This is a genomic window from Zhenhengia sp. (genome assembly GCF_046966505.1).
GTDB classification, from domain to species: Bacteria; Bacillota; Clostridia; order Lachnospirales; family Cellulosilyticaceae; genus Zhenhengia; species Zhenhengia yiwuensis.
This window is the reverse complement of record NZ_JBKVCH010000010.1, coordinates 1-17,065: the sequence shown is the minus strand read 5'-3', so window position 1 is coordinate 17,065 and position 17,065 is coordinate 1. Positions and strand designations below refer to the sequence as shown.

Annotated in this window: 17 protein-coding genes and 1 other annotated feature; of the genes, 1 reads left to right on the top strand and 16 read right to left on the bottom strand. The window is 34.4% G+C overall.

Annotated features, from left to right (window positions below):
• Window positions 1-42: 42 nt before the first annotated feature.
• From ACLTBU_RS11615 to epsC, 8 genes are all read right to left on the bottom strand, one after another.
• Window positions 43-516, bottom strand: coding sequence for a hypothetical protein (locus ACLTBU_RS11615; RefSeq protein WP_177671673.1), 474 nt, complete (start codon window positions 514-516; stop codon window positions 43-45).
• A 305-nt stretch (window positions 517-821) separates the two neighbouring features.
• Complete coding sequence (locus ACLTBU_RS11610) at window positions 822-2,234, bottom strand: flotillin family protein (protein WP_177671674.1); 1,413 nt, start codon at window positions 2,232-2,234, stop codon at window positions 822-824.
• A 108-nt stretch (window positions 2,235-2,342) separates the two neighbouring features.
• Window positions 2,343-2,951, bottom strand: a complete 609-nt coding sequence (gene sigH, locus ACLTBU_RS11605; protein WP_177671675.1) for an RNA polymerase sporulation sigma factor SigH — start codon at window positions 2,949-2,951, stop codon at window positions 2,343-2,345.
• A 61-nt stretch (window positions 2,952-3,012) separates the two neighbouring features.
• Window positions 3,013-4,002 carry a 23S rRNA (guanosine(2251)-2'-O)-methyltransferase RlmB gene (gene rlmB, locus ACLTBU_RS11600; RefSeq protein ID WP_177671676.1) on the bottom strand — a complete coding sequence of 330 codons (990 nt, stop codon included), beginning with the start codon at window positions 4,000-4,002 and terminating at the stop codon, window positions 3,013-3,015.
• 2 nt (window positions 4,003-4,004) lie between these two features.
• Window positions 4,005-5,588: a polysaccharide biosynthesis protein gene (locus ACLTBU_RS11595; RefSeq protein WP_177671677.1), complete on the bottom strand. Its 1,584-nt coding sequence runs from the start codon at window positions 5,586-5,588 to the stop codon at window positions 4,005-4,007.
• Between the two features lie 23 nt (window positions 5,589-5,611).
• Entirely contained in the window at window positions 5,612-5,992 is a 381-nt protein-coding gene (locus ACLTBU_RS11590) for a Mini-ribonuclease 3 (RefSeq protein WP_249333293.1), read from the bottom strand.
• A 53-nt stretch (window positions 5,993-6,045) separates the two neighbouring features.
• On the bottom strand, window positions 6,046-7,455 hold the full coding sequence (gene cysS, locus ACLTBU_RS11585) for a cysteine--tRNA ligase (protein WP_412219085.1): 1,410 nt from the start codon (window positions 7,453-7,455) through the stop codon (window positions 6,046-6,048).
• Entirely contained in the window at window positions 7,451-8,212 is a 762-nt protein-coding gene (gene epsC / locus ACLTBU_RS11580) for a serine O-acetyltransferase EpsC (protein ID WP_408646580.1), read from the bottom strand. The genes cysS and epsC overlap by 5 nt, the downstream gene beginning before the upstream one ends.
• A gap of 51 nt (window positions 8,213-8,263) precedes the next feature.
• Window positions 8,264-8,485: a binding site (T-box leader), on the bottom strand.
• Window positions 8,486-8,650: 165 nt separating this feature from the next.
• Between epsC and ACLTBU_RS11575 the strand changes: the two genes are divergently transcribed.
• A complete protein-coding gene (locus ACLTBU_RS11575) occupies window positions 8,651-9,334 on the top strand; it encodes an AraC family transcriptional regulator (RefSeq protein WP_177671680.1) in 684 nt (227 codons plus the stop codon).
• Window positions 9,335-9,407: 73 nt separating this feature from the next.
• On the opposite strand, the gene ACLTBU_RS11570 is transcribed toward ACLTBU_RS11575, so the two are convergent.
• The 8 genes from ACLTBU_RS11570 to ACLTBU_RS11535 all read right to left on the bottom strand — a co-directional run bounded on the left by ACLTBU_RS11570 (window position 9,408) and on the right by ACLTBU_RS11535 (window position 16,857).
• Window positions 9,408-10,376: an erythromycin esterase family protein gene (locus ACLTBU_RS11570; RefSeq protein ID WP_412219005.1), complete on the bottom strand. Its 969-nt coding sequence runs from the start codon at window positions 10,374-10,376 to the stop codon at window positions 9,408-9,410.
• A gap of 26 nt (window positions 10,377-10,402) precedes the next feature.
• On the bottom strand, window positions 10,403-10,666 hold the full coding sequence (locus ACLTBU_RS11565; RefSeq protein WP_412219003.1) for a hypothetical protein: 264 nt from the start codon (window positions 10,664-10,666) through the stop codon (window positions 10,403-10,405).
• A gap of 14 nt (window positions 10,667-10,680) precedes the next feature.
• Window positions 10,681-12,660 carry an FtsX-like permease family protein gene (locus ACLTBU_RS11560; protein WP_412219002.1) on the bottom strand — a complete coding sequence of 660 codons (1,980 nt, stop codon included), beginning with the start codon at window positions 12,658-12,660 and terminating at the stop codon, window positions 10,681-10,683.
• Window positions 12,650-13,417 (bottom strand): ABC transporter ATP-binding protein, encoded by a 768-nt coding sequence (locus tag ACLTBU_RS11555; RefSeq protein ID WP_283246230.1) that lies wholly within the window; start codon window positions 13,415-13,417, stop codon window positions 12,650-12,652. The genes ACLTBU_RS11560 and ACLTBU_RS11555 overlap by 11 nt, the downstream gene beginning before the upstream one ends.
• A 115-nt stretch (window positions 13,418-13,532) precedes the next feature.
• Window positions 13,533-14,324 (bottom strand): sensor histidine kinase, encoded by a 792-nt coding sequence (locus ACLTBU_RS11550; RefSeq protein ID WP_412219001.1) that lies wholly within the window; start codon window positions 14,322-14,324, stop codon window positions 13,533-13,535.
• Between the two features lie 212 nt (window positions 14,325-14,536).
• Window positions 14,537-15,208, bottom strand: a complete 672-nt coding sequence (locus ACLTBU_RS11545) for a response regulator transcription factor (protein WP_249333299.1) — start codon at window positions 15,206-15,208, stop codon at window positions 14,537-14,539.
• Between the two features lie 121 nt (window positions 15,209-15,329).
• Entirely contained in the window at window positions 15,330-15,806 is a 477-nt protein-coding gene (gene ispF / locus ACLTBU_RS11540; RefSeq protein WP_412219000.1) for a 2-C-methyl-D-erythritol 2,4-cyclodiphosphate synthase, read from the bottom strand.
• Between the two features lie 193 nt (window positions 15,807-15,999).
• Window positions 16,000-16,857 (bottom strand): DegV family protein, encoded by an 858-nt coding sequence (locus tag ACLTBU_RS11535; RefSeq protein ID WP_412218999.1) that lies wholly within the window; start codon window positions 16,855-16,857, stop codon window positions 16,000-16,002.
• Between the last annotated feature and the right edge of the window lie 208 nt (window positions 16,858-17,065).

Genomic DNA, 17,065 nt, shown 5'->3' with positions numbered 1-17,065 from the left:
GGACATACAAAAACTGCTGTAAATATATATTACAGCAGTTTTTTATTCATCTGATTCCATAATCCCTTTAAGATAACTTTCTAAATTTAAGACAATGTACTCTGTATTACCATGTATTTCTTGATAAGGCAACGTTTCATCATCTATATAAATATAGCCATCTCGTGTTAAGTACATTCTTTGAAATAGAGTTTCTCCCTTTACCAAATATTCAATATCAATCGTATAGTACCTCCCATCTGGTGAACTATGATATTTTTTGTCCCATACTTTACAATACTTAAACGCCTCCATCAATGCTGCTATTTCTTCAAACTGTTCTTGATGAATAGCAATCGTTTCAGAAGCTGGTGTTCCCCTATCCCACCATGTTACACGTACGATACAGTTTATAATCTCTGTCTCCTCCTCAATATGATTCATTTTCTCAAAGGTCACAGGCCTAGTCATTATAAAGAAACCTATAACCATTATCCCTAGTACAAAAGCTGGCCAATATCGTACTTTCTTATCCACACACTCTCCCCCCAAGCTTTAATTTATCTCTAAAACCTAGTTCTCTTACCAGTATTTATATTCTATTTCCTCGTCAGTTATTTCATTTAACCTGACTCTTTCCCCCATTCTATCTCCCTCTCTTATTACTATTTAACACATCATATCCTATTCTTTTCTCTTTATATCCATTCTTTTTAAGCATACTATCTCATTCTCTTTAGCGTACGCAGAGACTCTGCTTCTCCCTATTCATTCTTGCCACAGTAAGTATAAAAAAGCCATCTAAACCTTTAATAGCTCAGATGGCATCTTCTTATACTTTTCTAACTCTCTTTTTTATTAACAACATTTTTTACAACGTCTACTAAGTCTACACCTGTTAATGAATCAATGACTTCTGGAAGTTGTGCTACAATGTTGGTTACATTTTTTGTGATCTTACTTGCACCGCCATCTCCTCCATTATCAATAACCACGATTTTTTCTGTTTTACTAAGTGGTTCAGAGATAGCTGCTGCAATTTCAGGTAATCTTGATGTAAGCATTTCAACAATAGCTGCTTCGCCGTATTGTTTGTAAGCCTCTGCTTTTTCTTTCATGGCTTCTGCCTCTGCTTTCATAGCATCAGCTGTAGCTTCACCCTTAAGCCTAATAGCTTCTGCTTCTGCCATACCTTTAAGCTTGATGGTTTCAGCTTCTGCTTCTGCACGCTTAATCATCTCAGTACGTTCAGCATCGGCCTTTTGTTCAATACGATATTTTTCAGCTTCTGCATTCTTTTCAATTTTGAACTTATCTGCTTCTGCCACTTTCTTAATCGTTGCTTCAAGTTCACGTTCACGTTTTTTAGCTTGTTGCTCTGCAATTTCTGTTTGACGTTGTTCTTCAAACAATTCAGCATTTTTCTGTCCTTCAATAACTTGCTTCCTAACAATATTTTCTTCTACTTGATAAGCAAGGTCTGCTTTAGCCTGTGCACGTTGTTCTTGTTCTTTGTATTCCTGAACTTTTAATTCTTTTTCTTTTTCAGCACGTGCAATTTCTGTCTCAGCTAAAAGCTGTGCCTCGCGACCTGCACGCTTAGCTTCTGCTGTTTTTTGCATTTGCTCTTTTTGAGCTTCTGCTTCTGCAATCGCCGCATTTTTCTTTACCTCTGCAATTTGTTTTGCTCCAAGTGCTTTTAAATACCCTTGCTGGTCATCAATATCACGAATTGTAAAAGTAGTGATTTCAAGACCCATTTTTTCCAGATCAGATTTTGCTACACTTTCGACTTGATTAGCAAACATCTCCCTATCTTTATAAATTTCTTCAACAGTCATTTTAGAAATAATTTCACGTAATTTCCCTTCAAGTACATCTTGAACTGTTGCTTTAATAACTTGAATGGTTTCTTTTTCACGACCTGTATTAAACTGCTCTACAGCTTGCAGGATGCATTCTTTATCAGATTTTACTTTAATAATTGCAACACCATCTGTATCAAGTGGTACACCGTTACTATCTAAAGAACCAAAAGTTTTAATTTCGACTTTCATGTTTTCCAGGGAAATACGATCTACCTGTTCGAAAATAGGAATAACAACCCCACCGGCTCCACTAATAACACGCTTTTTAAGACCTGTTACAACAATAGCCTTATCTTGTGGAGCTTTCTTCCAAAGTAGAGCAATCAAAAGCAAAATAACAACAATTCCTACTACTACGCTTATAAGTGTAATAATCATAGTATCCATTTTATCTCCCCCTTAATTAATTAATTAATTAATTAATTCTATACTCAATATAATATTTCGAATATAACTAAATTATACAAAAAAGAGTCTGCTTATGCAAACTCTTTCTTATCTTATATTTTCACTTAGTTTTCTTTTAATACGTTGAAGAGCATTATCAATAGATTTTACAGACTTACCCATCTCATGGGCAATCTCATGATAATTTTTGCCTTGTGTGTGACTTAAAAGTACTTCCCATTCTAAATCGCTAAGAGTCTCTTTCATATGCTTTTTCAGAAGCTTCAAATCTTCTTGATGAATAATGAGTTCTTCTGGATTTGGTCCTACTTCATCTCTTAAGGTATCCATTAAAGTGATTTGATCTTCTTCTTCCCCCGCTATAGGTAAGTTTAAAGAAATACTTGTATTAAGAGGCATATGCTTTTGTCTTGTAGCTGTTTTAAAAGCTGTACTAAGCTGTCTTGTAATGCATAAAGTTGCAAAAGACTTAAAAGTTGTATCTTTGTTTGGATTATAATCACATATAGCTTTAAATAATCCAATCATACCCTCTTGAATCAAGTCTTCCCTATCTGCACCTATGAAATAAGTGGATTTAATCTTTTTCCTTACAAATATTTTATACCTTTGAATAAGAATTTCTATACAGTTTAAATCTCCAGACCTATAAGCTGCAATAAGCTCTTCATCTGTTAAGACCTCGGGTGTCATCATACCTATCCCCTCCTTAGTCTAGCTCTCCAAGACATAAGCCTTCATCTCTCTTGTAAAAATTTTAGAAGTAACGTTGTCTTACAACTTCATAAGCAAGAATACTTGCTGCTACAGACGCATTAAGAGAAGTTACTTTCCCATACATTGGAATTCTAACAACGAAGTCACATTTACTCTTAACAAGTTTAGATACACCTTCGCCTTCACTACCGATTACAATACCAATTGGTCCTCTTAAGTTATCTGTATAAATGATTTCACCATCCATATCTGCACATGCTACCCAGATCCCTTTTGCTTTAAGCTCTTCAATTGTTTGTGCAATATTAGATACTTTCGCTACCTTTGTATATTCAATAGCACCTGCTGATGCTTTAGATACTGTTGAAGTAAGCCCTACTGCTCGACGTTTTGAAATAATAATACCATGTACACCTGCATTATGTGCTGAACGAATAATAGCCCCTAAGTTATGTGGGTCTTGAATGTTTTCAAGGATAAGAATAAATGGATCTTCACCTTTAGACTTTGCATCATTTAAAATTTCATCGATTTCAACATATTTGTGTGCACTTACATAAGCTACCACACCTTGATGTTTTTCCATGTTACACATTTCATCAAGTTTTGTTTTTTCAACTTCTTGCACAACAATCCCACGTTGTTTTGCATCACCCATGATTTTTTTGATAGAGCCTTCCATTTGACCTTTTTGTACAAGGATTTTTTCAATATCACGACCTGATTTTAATACTTCAAGTACTGAGTTTCTACCAAATAAGATGTTTTCATCAACTACTACACCTTCTTTTGGTTGTTTGCTTCTAGCTGGTCTTTGGTTATAAGAAGGTCTTCTATTTGTAGCTTTTTCACCTTCACCACCTTTTTCGCCTTGTGCTTTATTAGATGTTTTTTTACCATCTACTACTTTTTCACCTTGTACTTTATTAAATGGCTTCTTGCCTTGGTGCCCTTTACCTTGGCATGGTTTTTTCTTAAATGGCTTTTTGCCTTCTGCTGGTCTATTTTCAGTTGTTTGCTCTAGATTCATTACTATTTGTTCTCCTTTTTCTTCTTGAGTTCATCAAGGTCTTGTTTAGATATACCGCCTGTTACTAAAATCATAATCATATAAACGACTCCACCTACTGCAACAGCTCCAAGAGTCATCACCGCATTTTGTATCGTTGATGAAGCATCTAATACTTTCCCTAAAAGTCCATAAGTAAAGTAAGCTGCAACGCCCATTGTAAGCGCTGAAATAAGTGGCTTAATAATAACTAATGCTACATTAAGTTTAAAGCCTGTAATCTTTTTAACGGCTATAAAGTTGTAAAGTGTAAATACACCATATCCTGCAATAGAAGATAATGGCGCTCCTAAAATACCTAATGGTGTACCTACTAAAATAATGTTAAGTACCGCTTTTACAACTGCTGCAAGTCCAATTGCTTGTACTGGAATCCACACTTTTCCAAGTCCTTGTAATACCCCAGTCATAGCTTGTCCTAACATAATAAATGGAATACTGAAAGCTGCTACTTGAAGAATTGGGCCACCTTGCAGTGATTCTGGGAATAAGAAGCCCATAATTGGCACAGCAAGTACTGCAAGTCCAATAGCTGCTGGCAAGGATAAAAGTAATCCAAAGCGTGAGCCAAGTTCCATCTTATCTTGCATTTCCTTGTGATCTTTACGTGCTACCGCTTCTGCAATAGCAGGAACAACACTTGTTACAAGTGCCATACCAAAAGCAAGTGGTAGATTAACAAGTGTTGAAGTATTTGTAAGCTGTCCAAAAAGATTAGCTGCATCTAAGTCAGACATACCACCCTTTACAAGTACAGCTGTTACAATAGCAGAATCCATAAAATTCATAACAGAGTTAACTGCTGCCCCAATAGAAATTGGAATAGCAAGTACAAGTACAACTTTTACAACACTTTTAAATGGTGTCGCAATAGTAGCTTGTTTTTGACTGTCCATTTCCTCATGAATTTCTTTTTTATGTTTAAGATATAAAAGTGCAAGTACTAATGCACCGCATACACCACCTACTACGGAGCCAAAAGATGCCCCACCTGCTGCATAACCTACATTTGGCATAAAGAAATAAGCAAGTCCAAGTCCTACTACAACGCGGCCAAAGTTCTCTAAAACTTGTGAAATAGCTGTTGGAACCATGTTCTGCATACCTTGGAAATAACCACGGTATACACCCATAATACAAACAAAGATTGGACTTAAACTAAGTCCCCATAAAGAATAAATTGTCTGCTCTTCCCATCTGAATGCTTTAATAAGTAAGGGTGATCCTATGATGAAAAATCCAGACATAATCAGACCCACAATAATCATAAAACGCATAGTATGCTTAAAGATTAAGTGTGCTTCCTTATACTGACCTAAAACTCTTTTTTCGGCTACTAATTTTGAAATAGTTGAAGGAATGGCTACGATTGCAATAGAACTTAAAAAAGTATAAATTGGATAACCGTATCCATAGTATCCCATCCCTACATTCCCAATAAGTGAACCAAGTGGTATTCTAAAAAAGGCACTAAGTACTTTAGCGAAAAGTGCTGCTACTGATAAAATCAGTGCCCCTTTTACAAACTTTCCTGTTGCTTTTGACATAATTTCCTCCTTAGTACAACGTCTTATAATGCATTAAGGCCTATTTCAATGATTTCATTGATACGGTCTATTCTACCCTCCAAATATAAATACCCTATGAGGGCCTCAACACCTGTTGCATGTCTATATTCTGTAATATCGGCATTTTTAGGTGCTGAGATACTTTTTGCATTACGACCTCTTTTTAACACTTGCAGCTCTTCTTCTGTAAGCATATCTTCTATAAGATGATAAAGCTTCGCCTGAGCTGTAGCGCGTACCAGCTCGCGTGAAGCCTTATGCATTTTATTTACTGGCATATTCCCACGACTTAAAACATATGTGCGAATAAAAAGTTCATATACGCCGTCTCCAATGTAAGCAAGTGCTAACGGAGAATAGGTATTGGCTTTATGCGTATTCATTTTTGTAGTCACATTTAAAACTTCATTAAGATTAGTATTCATATTCTAATGCTTTATATACGTTTAAAACGTACTCCTTCTCTTGTATCTTCAATGAGCACACCTTGTTCTTTAAGGAACTCACGAATTCTATCAGCTTCAGCAAAGTCCCTTGCTTTTTTAGCTGCTGTTCTTTTTCCAATATATTCTTGTACTTCATCATCAGATAAAGCATGTGCTTTTTCTTCACCTGATTCATAGATAAGACCAAGAATATTGACAAGCTTCATAAACTCATCATATACAGCTTGTGTAAAGTCTTTTGTAGCACCTTCTTTAGCATAAGTATTTGCAAATTTAACAAGTTCAAAGACAACGCTTATAGCATCTGCTGTGTTAAAGTCATCTTGCATAGCCTCATGGAATTTAAATTCGAAACCTTTAAGTTCTTCTAAAAGAACAGTCTCCTCATTTGTTAAAGGTTCACCTTTTGCATGGATAAGGGCAAATTCTAAGTTAGACTTACATGTTTTAATACGCTCTAACCCATTTTTTGCAGCTTCCATTAAATCATTGCTATAATTAAGTGGACTTCTATAATGAGCACTCAGCATGAAGAAACGTACTGTATCATAACCGAATGCTTCACCTACATCTCTTAACACTTTAAAGTTACCAAGAGACTTACTCATTTTGTGATTATCAATATTAAGGAAGCTATTGTGCATCCAATAATTAGAGAATGTCTTTCCATTGGCCGCTTCACTTTGTGCAATCTCATTCTCATGGTGTGGGAACACTAAATCTTCACCACCAGCATGAATATCTATTGTCTCACCTAAGTATTTTTTACACATCGCAGAACATTCAATATGCCAGCCTGGTCTTCCCTCACTCCATGGACTTTCCCAGTAAGGTTCACCATCTTTTTTAGGTTTCCAAAGTACAAAGTCCATAGGATTTTTCTTTTCCTGCGCAACTTCAATACGTGCACCAGCTTCAAGCTCATCTAATACTTTTTTAGAAAGCTTACCATACTCATTAAAGGCTGTTGTATCAAAGTATACTGTACCCTCTACCTCATAAGCAAAACCTTTTTGGATTAAAGTTTCGATCAATTTAATAATACCGTCCATCTCTTCTGTTACACGTGGATGATGAGTTGCACGTTTTACATTAAGATTTTTAGCATCTTGAAGCGTCTCACTAATATACTCTTCCACAAGTTCTGTTGTACTGCGACCTTCTTCATTGGCTTTATTAATAATCTTATCATCTACATCTGTAAAGTTTTGAACGTAGTTTACATCGTAACCTATTGCTTCAAAATATCTTCTTACTGTATCAAATACGATATATGGTCTAGCATTCCCAATATGAATGAGATTATAAACTGTTGGACCACACACATACATACGCACCTTATTTTCTTCAATAGGTTTAAAGGTTTCTTTTTGTTTTGTAAGAGTGTTATAAATTTTAATCATTTCTCTCTTCCTTTCCTTCGTAATGATCTTTTCTATAGTTTTCACATACTTCTTTTCCGGTGCAGTTAGGCACAGTGCAGTGATGATCATGAGACATCATCGATGTATGAATATGTGTTATACTTTCTATTTGCCCGAGTTTCTTCTCTAATACTTCTATTGTATTTTTAAGCTTACAGATTTCCATTTGAATAGGGTCTGGTACTTTAACCTGATCAAGCTGCTTACATGGATTGACTCTTTGACCTGCTACTTTTACAACTCTTCCTGGAATACCTACTACAGTAGAATCTTCTGGTACTTCTTGAAGGACTACTGCATTGGCTGCAATACGTGAATTATCGCCAACTTTAAAAGGTCCTAATACTTTAGCACCTGTACTAATCATTACATTGTTACCGATAGTAGGATGCCGCTTGCCGTGATCTTTCCCTGTACCGCCTAATGTAACACCATGATAGATGGTAACATTCTCACCAATTTCACAAGTTTCTCCTATAACAACACCCATACCATGATCGATAAATAATCCTTTACCAATAGTAGCTCCTGGATGAATCTCAATACCCGTAAGTCCTCTACCTAATTGTGAAATGAGTCTTGCTATAAAAAAATGATCTTTTTTATAAAGCTTATGCGCTATTCTATGGAATAAAAGTGCATAAAAACTAGGATATAAAAATACTTCTGCTGACTTTTTAATGGCCGGGTCACGTTCTTTAATAACTTCGATTTGCTCTTTAATATAGCCCATAACTCTCATCTCCTTTATTTTTAAATGTACATAAAAAAACTCCCCTCTATAATCAGAGGCGAGTTATACGCGGTTCCACTCTGTTTAAAGCACCTAAGTATGCCAGATGCTCTATCTTAATGGCTTTAACGCAGCTTATACGTTCTATACTACTTTCTTTCGCATAGAAAGCTCCAGAATGCACTTCATATAGTTCTTCATAACACACTTCCAGCCATGATGTGTCTCTCTAGAATAAAGCTTCTATATTACTCTTTCCTTCATTGCTTTTCCTTTATAAATTTTAATTATACATTTCAGTATATGATACTTTCATATTATAATGCATAAAAAGAAGGGTTTCAACTGATATATGAATCATTATATTAAAAGATTAGATTTTCGTGCTTATTTTACTATAATATAAAAAGTATAAAAATATAAGAAAGAAGGTACTTTATGTCTAATACTTCATTACATATTTTAAATGGGCAATGTCTATATGATTACCTTGAAACAAATAATCTTTTTAAAGAAGGCATTTATATTCCTTTTAATGAGGCCATGTGCGTCGGTAAAGTCACTGATCTACCTTTTACATCATCTTTTATAGCCAAGAGACCTCGTGTACATCATATTACTGCTTCAGACTATGAAGCTATTACACTCAATCCCCTTGCACCTCTTTTACAAACTGACTTAAATAAACATTTTGATGAAATCCATCTTTACTTTGATCATGATATGTTCTGCCAAATGAATCTACTTACCCTATTAGCTTATCTAGATACTATGCACTTTACAGGCAAGGTCAACTTTCATCTTATCTATACAGATTTTATCAACAAGGACTTACAAACTATCCAAATTTATCCACTTTCTTGTTCAGGTTATGCAGATATTTATAAAAAAGTTTTTATGAAAAAAGAAATCCCTTCCGCCCCTTTAATGCCTGTTCTTCAAAAAGGCATAAGGCTCTATCTTAATACCTTTGATGATGACTGGGAAGTTCTCACTTTTATCAAAGAGCATAAAAATTTATCTGATCGAAAACTGGCAGCTTTATTACTCCAAACCTTTACAGCCTATGGATTAGGAGATGTACAGTATCTAGATCTTATTAACAAGGTCCGTCTTAATTAACATTAAGACGGACCTTGTTACAGCCTTTCTATTTTCTTTGCTTATCTCTTACATCTATAAAGATAGAATATCACTATTTCTCTATATGAGTTGGAGTGGCCTCTTTTACCATAATCATCCCATCATAGCTTGTATCAGGTACTAAGCTTAACGTATAACTCATCTTTAGTAATTTTTGCCACTCATTAAATTCAGAACCTATATTGGCCATAGACTGTGAATGTTCAAGAATAGCTTTTAATTCTGGATGAGCTTTTGCCTTTTCAAAATCTAAGAAGTACATATTATGAGGTAAATCCATAAACTGCTCTATAAGTGTATTGTTATTTTTGAGTGTAAAATGCTTCGCCTCTCCTTTTGAGTTATTGGCTCTAAAAGTACTTTGGTAAAAGTCTGTTCCTATAGCATAGTAAGCATCTCCAAATTCATCAAATAAACGGCTCCCCATAGTCGTATAAGAAAGCCCTGATTTAGACTTTGTAATATGTCCATTGTGACCTGTAATAAAAAGTTTCTCATCTTCTTCATACTCTAAAATCCATTTCACCTTCTGAGTCATATAAGTATCTCTTGTCTGTGAATAATTAGCTTTTCCTAACTGCAACGTTGCATTTTCTTTAAGACACTGAGCATATTGAAGGGCTAAGGTGTATTCTTTTTCACTGGTCTCTTTTATATAAATAGCCCTATTCTCACTCATTTCCATCATTAAGGTATTTAGCTCTGATAAGGCGTATTCTATCTTTTCCTTAGCTTGTGTGTAGACTGTCGCATTATTTAAGTCAGCTAATTTTTCTTCATAGGATTTAGCGAGCTTCTCATCTATTTGACCTAAATAGCTTAGGAGTCCCTCTTTACTATAATCATATCTTTGCATATCAAATCCGTAAAACTTAATCTTTTCATCATCTGTTACACCCTGATTATAGTTATGCATCCACTGCACCAAATTTTCCATTTCCTGCGTACGGTAAATTTCAAACCCAATGGCCTCTACTGCTTCTTTAGCAGTTCCTTCACCTGTTAGTATATAATCATTCACTTTCTGGCAACCTCCAAAGTCGCCTTCTATAGCAAAGATCTTACAGCCATATGCTCTAATACTGCTCCAAAAACCTCTTGTTTCAACACCTGGAATTCTGAATTACCATGTGTTGCTTCCCCAAGCCCTATAATCTTCACATCATCTGGGACCTTAATAGCTTCAATATCTGTAACATACTGCATCATATTCTCTACTTTTTTAGCTTCTGTCTGCATAGCACATCCTGTAACAAGACAAGCCGTAATACTTATACTTATTAATCCCTTTATCAAATTTCTCATTTTCATTTTTTCTCCCCCTTTTACTCTACAATTTTGTAATAATTTCTTGCTGTAAGGCTATAAACAAATGTATATAAGACACTAAATATAAGAACTGTTACAATAAGACATCCTATAAATAACATACTATTTTCAAATCCTAATATAGCTAACATTTTAAGGATAATTTTAGAGGCTACCATAACATGAATAAAGGCTACTATAACAGGTAGGAAGAATACAGCAATGACTTGGGAACGTATAACCTTTCTTACCTCCTCCTTACTCATACCTACTTTTTGAAGAATCTTAAAACGCTCCTGATCATCATAGCCTTCAGAAATCTGCTTATAGTAAATAATTAAAGCTGTTGCCATACTAAAAAGAAGCCCAAGGAAAATCCCCACAAATAAAAGTCCACCATACATCATCTGATAATCTGCTCTTGTAAATCGCTCGGATGCTACAGCAGCATTGATAAATCCTGCCTGTTCTAGTTCATTCTCTATAGCTTTCATGAGCTCATAATCACTCTTTTTATTGGCATTTGTATCAAATCCATAGACATAAGAAAAATCAGATTGACTCTCTACTTTTCGCTCTAAACTTTGGTAGATTTTTTGGATAACCTCTTCACTTTCTACAACGAAAATATATCTTTGTATAATGCTTGACTGAAACATCTTACTTATTTCCACTTCTTCAAGCTGTTTTTTAATCAAAAACTTATCTTCTCCAAATTTTACACTATCTCCTTTAAGCTTATTCCCTTGTTCATATACAAGTACTTCTCCTGGCTGTAAAACTTCACTTTGTTCTTCTAAAGTATTATAAACATCAAGTGGTATAAGTCCTACACCACTGAGATCATCAAAATTAAATCCATTTTTTAAAGGCTCTTTAAAGCACTTACCATCATATTCAAGCATCAAATAATGAATCTGCTGAGTATAAATATTGGACATCTCAATACCTAATTGATCACATACTTTTTGGATAACCTCTTCTACTAAAGGTATTTGCTCCTTTGTGATTTGTTCTACTACGGTCATCATTTCTCTATCATATTGACTTTTAATAATTCCATCTACACCTACAGCAATACTAGAAGTAGCAGAAAGCATAATAAGTACTGCTGTTGTTAGTATACAAATATTAGCAAGCCCTACCGCATTTTGTTTCATACGATAAATCATGCCTGAAAGTGTGATAAAGTTCGGATTTCTATAGTAAAGTCTTTTATTCTTTTTCAGCGCTTTTAATACGATAATACTGCCTCCTATAAATAGGGCATAGGTTCCTATCATAACTAAGATAACGGCTAATAAGAAAGTATCTATTGCACTTACTGGAGATTCTATTTGTAAGGCAGTAACATAACCACTACTTAAACTCATTATCCCTATAAGGGTGAGTAACCATCTTGATCTAGGCTCTTTCTCCCCTGCTCGTGCTTTTTGTAAAAGTTCCATAGGATTAGCTCTATAAATCTGCACTATATTCCATATTAAAATAGTACTATATATACCTATAAACACTAGACAGGTTAGACTAATAGATTGCATAGGAATCTCAAATCCCGAAGGCACTTCAAAATCAAAGATTTTTAATAGAATAAGAAGCATCATTTTGCTAAAAGCAATTCCAACTATTAAGCCTCCCACTATGCTTGCCATGCCTATGACAAATGTTTCAATACTTAAGACTTTAGCAATATGTTTCTTATCCATACCTAGTATGTTAAAAAGTCCAAATTCTTTTTGTCTACGTTTAATTAGAAAACTATTGGTGTAGAAAAGAAAAATTCCAGCAAATAACCCTACTACACCCACTCCTAGTGTTAATACATACTGAATACTTGCACCATCATTCATCTTTCCTAATGTTTCACTAATGCTTAGAAACTGAATGATATAAAACATTACTACGGTACAGACTGAGGCTATCATGTAAGGCCCATAGGTTTTAGCATTCTTTTTAATATTCCTTATAGCCATTTTAAGATAGAACTTATTTCCCATTAAGTTCACCACCTGTCGCAAGAAGTGTAAGGGTATCTGCTATCTTGTGATACATTTCTTCCTTACTCATTGCCCCCTTATATATTTGATGAAAAACTTCTCCATCTTTGATAAAAAGTACACGTTTAGCATGACTTGCTGCTTTCGTACTATGTGTTACCATAAGTAAGGTCTGCCCTTCCTCATTAATTTCTTCAAATAGTTTCAGTAGTTCATCTGTAGCTTTAGAATCTAGGGCTCCTGTTGGCTCGTCAGCCAGTACAATTTGAGGGTTTGTAATAAGTGCTCTGGCTACAGCACACCTTTGTTTTTGTCCACCAGATAGTTCATAGGGATACTTTTCTAATAAATCCTTTATACCAAGCTTCTTAACCAAAGGTGCAAGCCTGCTTTCCATCTCCTCCACCGTTTTATCTGATAGAACAAGTGGTAAGAAAATATTATCTTTTACAGAAAAAGTATCTAGTAAATTAAAATCTTGAAATACAAAACCTAAATGTTCACGTCTAAAGGCTGCCAGTTCCTTCTCTTTCATTCCCTCTATACTTTGTCCATTTAACAAAATCTTGCCACTTGTAGGTCTATCAAGTGTAGCTAAAATATTAAGGAGAGTTGTTTTCCCTGCCCCAGACTCCCCCATAATGGCTACATACTCTCCCTTTTCTACCGAGAAACTTACGTTAGATAGAGCTATAACTTGGCTTCCACCAAAACGTGTTTGATATATTTTTTTTAAGCTTTTTGCTTCTAATAACATGATGATCTTTCCTCCTAAGCATTTTCTTGTCTCTAGTATAATAAAAAAGAGAAATGCTCCGCCATTTATATAGCTTACATTTCTCTTGTCAACCTTACACTTTTGTAAGGGCTACTTATTCAATCATTCTCTCTATCATCTCAAGATTAATGAAAACTTTTGTACCCTTTCCTACTACAGATTCTATTTTAATCGTATGTGATAATCTACTTAAGATTTTTTTGCATAAATAAAGCCCAATACCTGTAGACTTCTTATGCATATGTCCATTATAACCTGTAAAACCACTTTCAAAAACACGCGGTAAATCTTCCTCCTGAATGCCAATACCAGTATCTTCTATAACAAGTGTATACTTCTTGTCTTCATCCATATAAATAGAAATACTTCCTCTTTTAGTATACTTTAACGCATTGGATAACACCTGCTCTATTACAAAAAGTAGCCATTTTTCATCTGTCAATACCCAAGTATCTACACATTCATAATGAAGTGAAATCTTCTTTCTAATAAAACTTCCAGCATATTTATGTATGGCCTGCTTAATAATAGAGTCTAAATTTTGCCTTTTTAGAACAAGGTCTGTACACATATTCTCCATCCGCATATAATGTAATATGATTTCAACATACTCTTCAATTTTAAAAAGCTCTGCCAAAAGCTCTACTGCATCCTCTCCTTCCATAGTCTGCAGCATCAGATTCATCCCTGCAATGGGCGTCTTAATCTGGTGAACCCATAAAGTAAAATATTCAAGCATTTCCCGTGCTTTAGCATCTGCTGAAGATAAATCATCCCTTCTTGCTTTGTCTATTATCGTAACAATTTGATTATAATCTACTTCTATCTGATTCCTAGAAGAAGGTAACTGCTCAATCATACTTTGTGCATGCTTTTTAATATTCATAAGCTTTTCATGCTTTTTACAAAAGCTATAAAAACTTTCTACAAAGAAAATACTTCCTAAGACGAGGCATAATATCATTGCATAATATACTATTTCCGCTGGTACATTATATAAGAAAGGAAGCATGATAAAAATAGTGCTAAACACACTTAGCATCATAATAAGTCTCATATGGCACTTTAAATATATTTTTAAGTACCCCATAAATTTCCTCATCTTATCCTATACCCCACGCCTTTTTGTGTCACAATGAAGTTTACTATACCTATTTCCTCTAACTTTTTACGTAACCTTGTTACATTAACTGTAAGTGTATTATCATCAATATAATGATCGGATTCCCATAAACGCTTTATAATAGCATCTCTTGATACACACTTACCTGCCTGTTCCATAAGCACTATCATAATTTTTCCTTCATTCTTAGTGAGCCCTACAGTCCTGCTCTCATAAGTTATACTTAAATTATCCTTATCTAAAATAACGCCCACATGTTCAAGTAATGCACTTTGCCCTGCAAAATCATAGCTACGTCTTAGTAAGGCCTGTATTTTAGAAATAAGCACATTAAGATCAAAAGGCTTAGCAATAAAATCATCTCCTCCCATATTCATAGCCATGACAATATTCATATTATCTGCTGAAGAAGAAATGAACATTATAGGAACTTTCGATACCTTTCGAATCTCTGTACACCAATGATACCCATTATAAAAAGGTAAGGAAATATCTAAAAGTACAAGATGTGGTTTAAACTGCACAAAAATAGGAATTACTTCCTTAAAGTCCTCTATACGTAACACCTCATATCCCCATGCCCTCGCTTGCTTCTCTATGGCTTTAGCAATGATTTCATCATCTTCTATAATCAGCACTCTAAACATTTTCTATCCGTCCTTATCTTACTCATTTATGCCTCAAGCATAACATACTTATTATAAAAGCTACAATACTTGTACTATAATAAAAAATCTCATCTTAATTAAAATTAAGATGAGATTTTTACTATTTTTTATCTAATAAAACAATCGCCTGACTTGAAATACCTTGTTGGGTACCTGTAAAGCCAAGACCTTCTTCAGTTGTTGCTTTTACATTAATTTGATTTACCTCAATATTTAAGGCTGCTGCTATATTTTCTCTCATTGCCATAATATGTGGTGCCATTTTAGGTTTTTGAGCAATAATTGTTGCATCTATATTATGGATAACGGCGCCTTCCCTATCTAATATTCCTTTTACATGTTCTAATAGTTTAATACTAGAGATACCTTTATACTGAGGGTCTGTATCTGGAAAATGCTTGCCGATATCTCCGCCAGCTATAGCACCAAGTAATGCATCCATAATAGCATGTACAAGTACATCTGCATCTGAATGGCCAAGTAATCCTAGTGTGTGTTCAATTTCCACTCCACCTAATATAAGTTTTCTATCTTCGACTAATTTATGCACGTCATATCCCATACCAATTCTTAACATCTTTTCATCCTCTTCCTTTGTTTCTCTTCGTACCCTTTAAGCTTTAAGTATCTATCTGCTTAGAATAGGTTCAGATTTTTTATCTATATTATATACTAACTTTCTATACCTTTAAATATACGCCCTAAAAAAGTCGAATCTCTCTAAAACACAAAAAAACACCTAAGCCACTTTAATGACTTAGATGCCCTTATTAATCGACTATTTGAATCCCAATTCCTACTAATCCTGGTCCCGTATGTACACCAAGTGCTGGACTAATTTGGCCTTCTATAAAATCTTTCATCCCCGGTAATGCTTTTATAAGATCTGCTTTCATATTTTCAGCTTCTTCTTTTGCATATCCATGAAGTAAAGCTATATTGTAATGTTTTCCTTTAGAGGCAAATTCTACTGCTAACTCTTTCATTTTTTCTAGAGATTTCTTTCTACCTCTTACTTTGGCTACATTATAATAAACGCCTTCTTCATTACATGAAATAATGGGTTTTAAATTTAGAACAGTTCCAAGTGTAGAAGCAACAAGGCCAATACGTCCACCTTTTTGAAGATATTCTAATGTATCTATACAAAAGAATATTTTTGAGTTTATAATTTCTTTTTCTACTCTTTCTTTAAGTTCATCAAAACCCATGCCTTGTTCAATATATTTAGCTGCTTGTATAGCATTAAAGCCTCCGCCAATAGAAATATTACGTGTATCAATGACTGCAATTTCTAAGCCTTCATACTCTTTAGCAATCATTGAAATCAAATTAAAAGTACCACTTAATCCACTTGATAGCGTAACTATTAGTACTTTTTCATAACCATCTTCTTTAATCTTGGCAAGCTTCTCTAAAATCTCTCCTGTGCTTGGAAGCGAAGTTTTAGGAATTTCCTCTGAAAGTTTACTATAAACTTCTTCTGCTGTAATATCTACACCATCTGAATACTCACGTTCTTTATAAATAATTTTAAGTGGGATACTATACATATTATATTGTTCTCTAATATGTTTTGGAATATCTATACCTGAATCTACTAATAAAGCGATTTTTTGGCTATTCATCTTCAAAACCTCTCTTAACTCCATATTTTATAGAATCTCTTTTTATTAATTACAATCATACCTTATCTTATATATTATTTCAAGTAGTTTTTAAAACTATATAGTTTTTTACATATAGCAAAAAGCAGATACTTAAGTATCTGCTTCAAAGAATAGCGGAAGACGGATTTGAACCGCCGACACCATGGGTATGAACCATGTGCTCTAG

Coding starts and splice junctions, on each gene's coding strand:
- ACLTBU_RS11545 (WP_249333299.1), bottom strand. CDS start 15,208: ATGTTTAGAGTGCTGATTATAGAAGATGATGAAATCATTGCTAAAGCC.
- ispF (WP_412219000.1), bottom strand. CDS start 15,806: ATGTTAAGAATTGGTATGGGATATGACGTGCATAAATTAGTCGAAGAT.
- ACLTBU_RS11535 (WP_412218999.1), bottom strand. CDS start 16,857: ATGAATAGCCAAAAAATCGCTTTATTAGTAGATTCAGGTATAGATATT.
- epsC (WP_408646580.1), bottom strand. CDS start 8,212: ATGGGCTATATTAAAGAGCAAATCGAAGTTATTAAAGAACGTGACCCG.
- ACLTBU_RS11590 (WP_249333293.1), bottom strand. CDS start 5,992: ATGAATACGCATAAAGCCAATACCTATTCTCCGTTAGCACTTGCTTAC.
- ACLTBU_RS11550 (WP_412219001.1), bottom strand. CDS start 14,324: ATGAATATTAAAAAGCATGCACAAAGTATGATTGAGCAGTTACCTTCT.
- ACLTBU_RS11575 (WP_177671680.1), top strand. CDS start 8,651: ATGTCTAATACTTCATTACATATTTTAAATGGGCAATGTCTATATGAT.
- ACLTBU_RS11610 (WP_177671674.1), bottom strand. CDS start 2,234: ATGGATACTATGATTATTACACTTATAAGCGTAGTAGTAGGAATTGTT.
- rlmB (WP_177671676.1), bottom strand. CDS start 4,002: ATGAATCTAGAGCAAACAACTGAAAATAGACCAGCAGAAGGCAAAAAG.
- sigH (WP_177671675.1), bottom strand. CDS start 2,951: ATGATGACACCCGAGGTCTTAACAGATGAAGAGCTTATTGCAGCTTAT.
- ACLTBU_RS11560 (WP_412219002.1), bottom strand. CDS start 12,660: ATGGGAAATAAGTTCTATCTTAAAATGGCTATAAGGAATATTAAAAAG.
- ACLTBU_RS11555 (WP_283246230.1), bottom strand. CDS start 13,417: ATGTTATTAGAAGCAAAAAGCTTAAAAAAAATATATCAAACACGTTTT.
- ACLTBU_RS11595 (WP_177671677.1), bottom strand. CDS start 5,588: ATGTCAAAAGCAACAGGAAAGTTTGTAAAAGGGGCACTGATTTTATCA.
- ACLTBU_RS11565 (WP_412219003.1), bottom strand. CDS start 10,666: ATGAAAATGAGAAATTTGATAAAGGGATTAATAAGTATAAGTATTACG.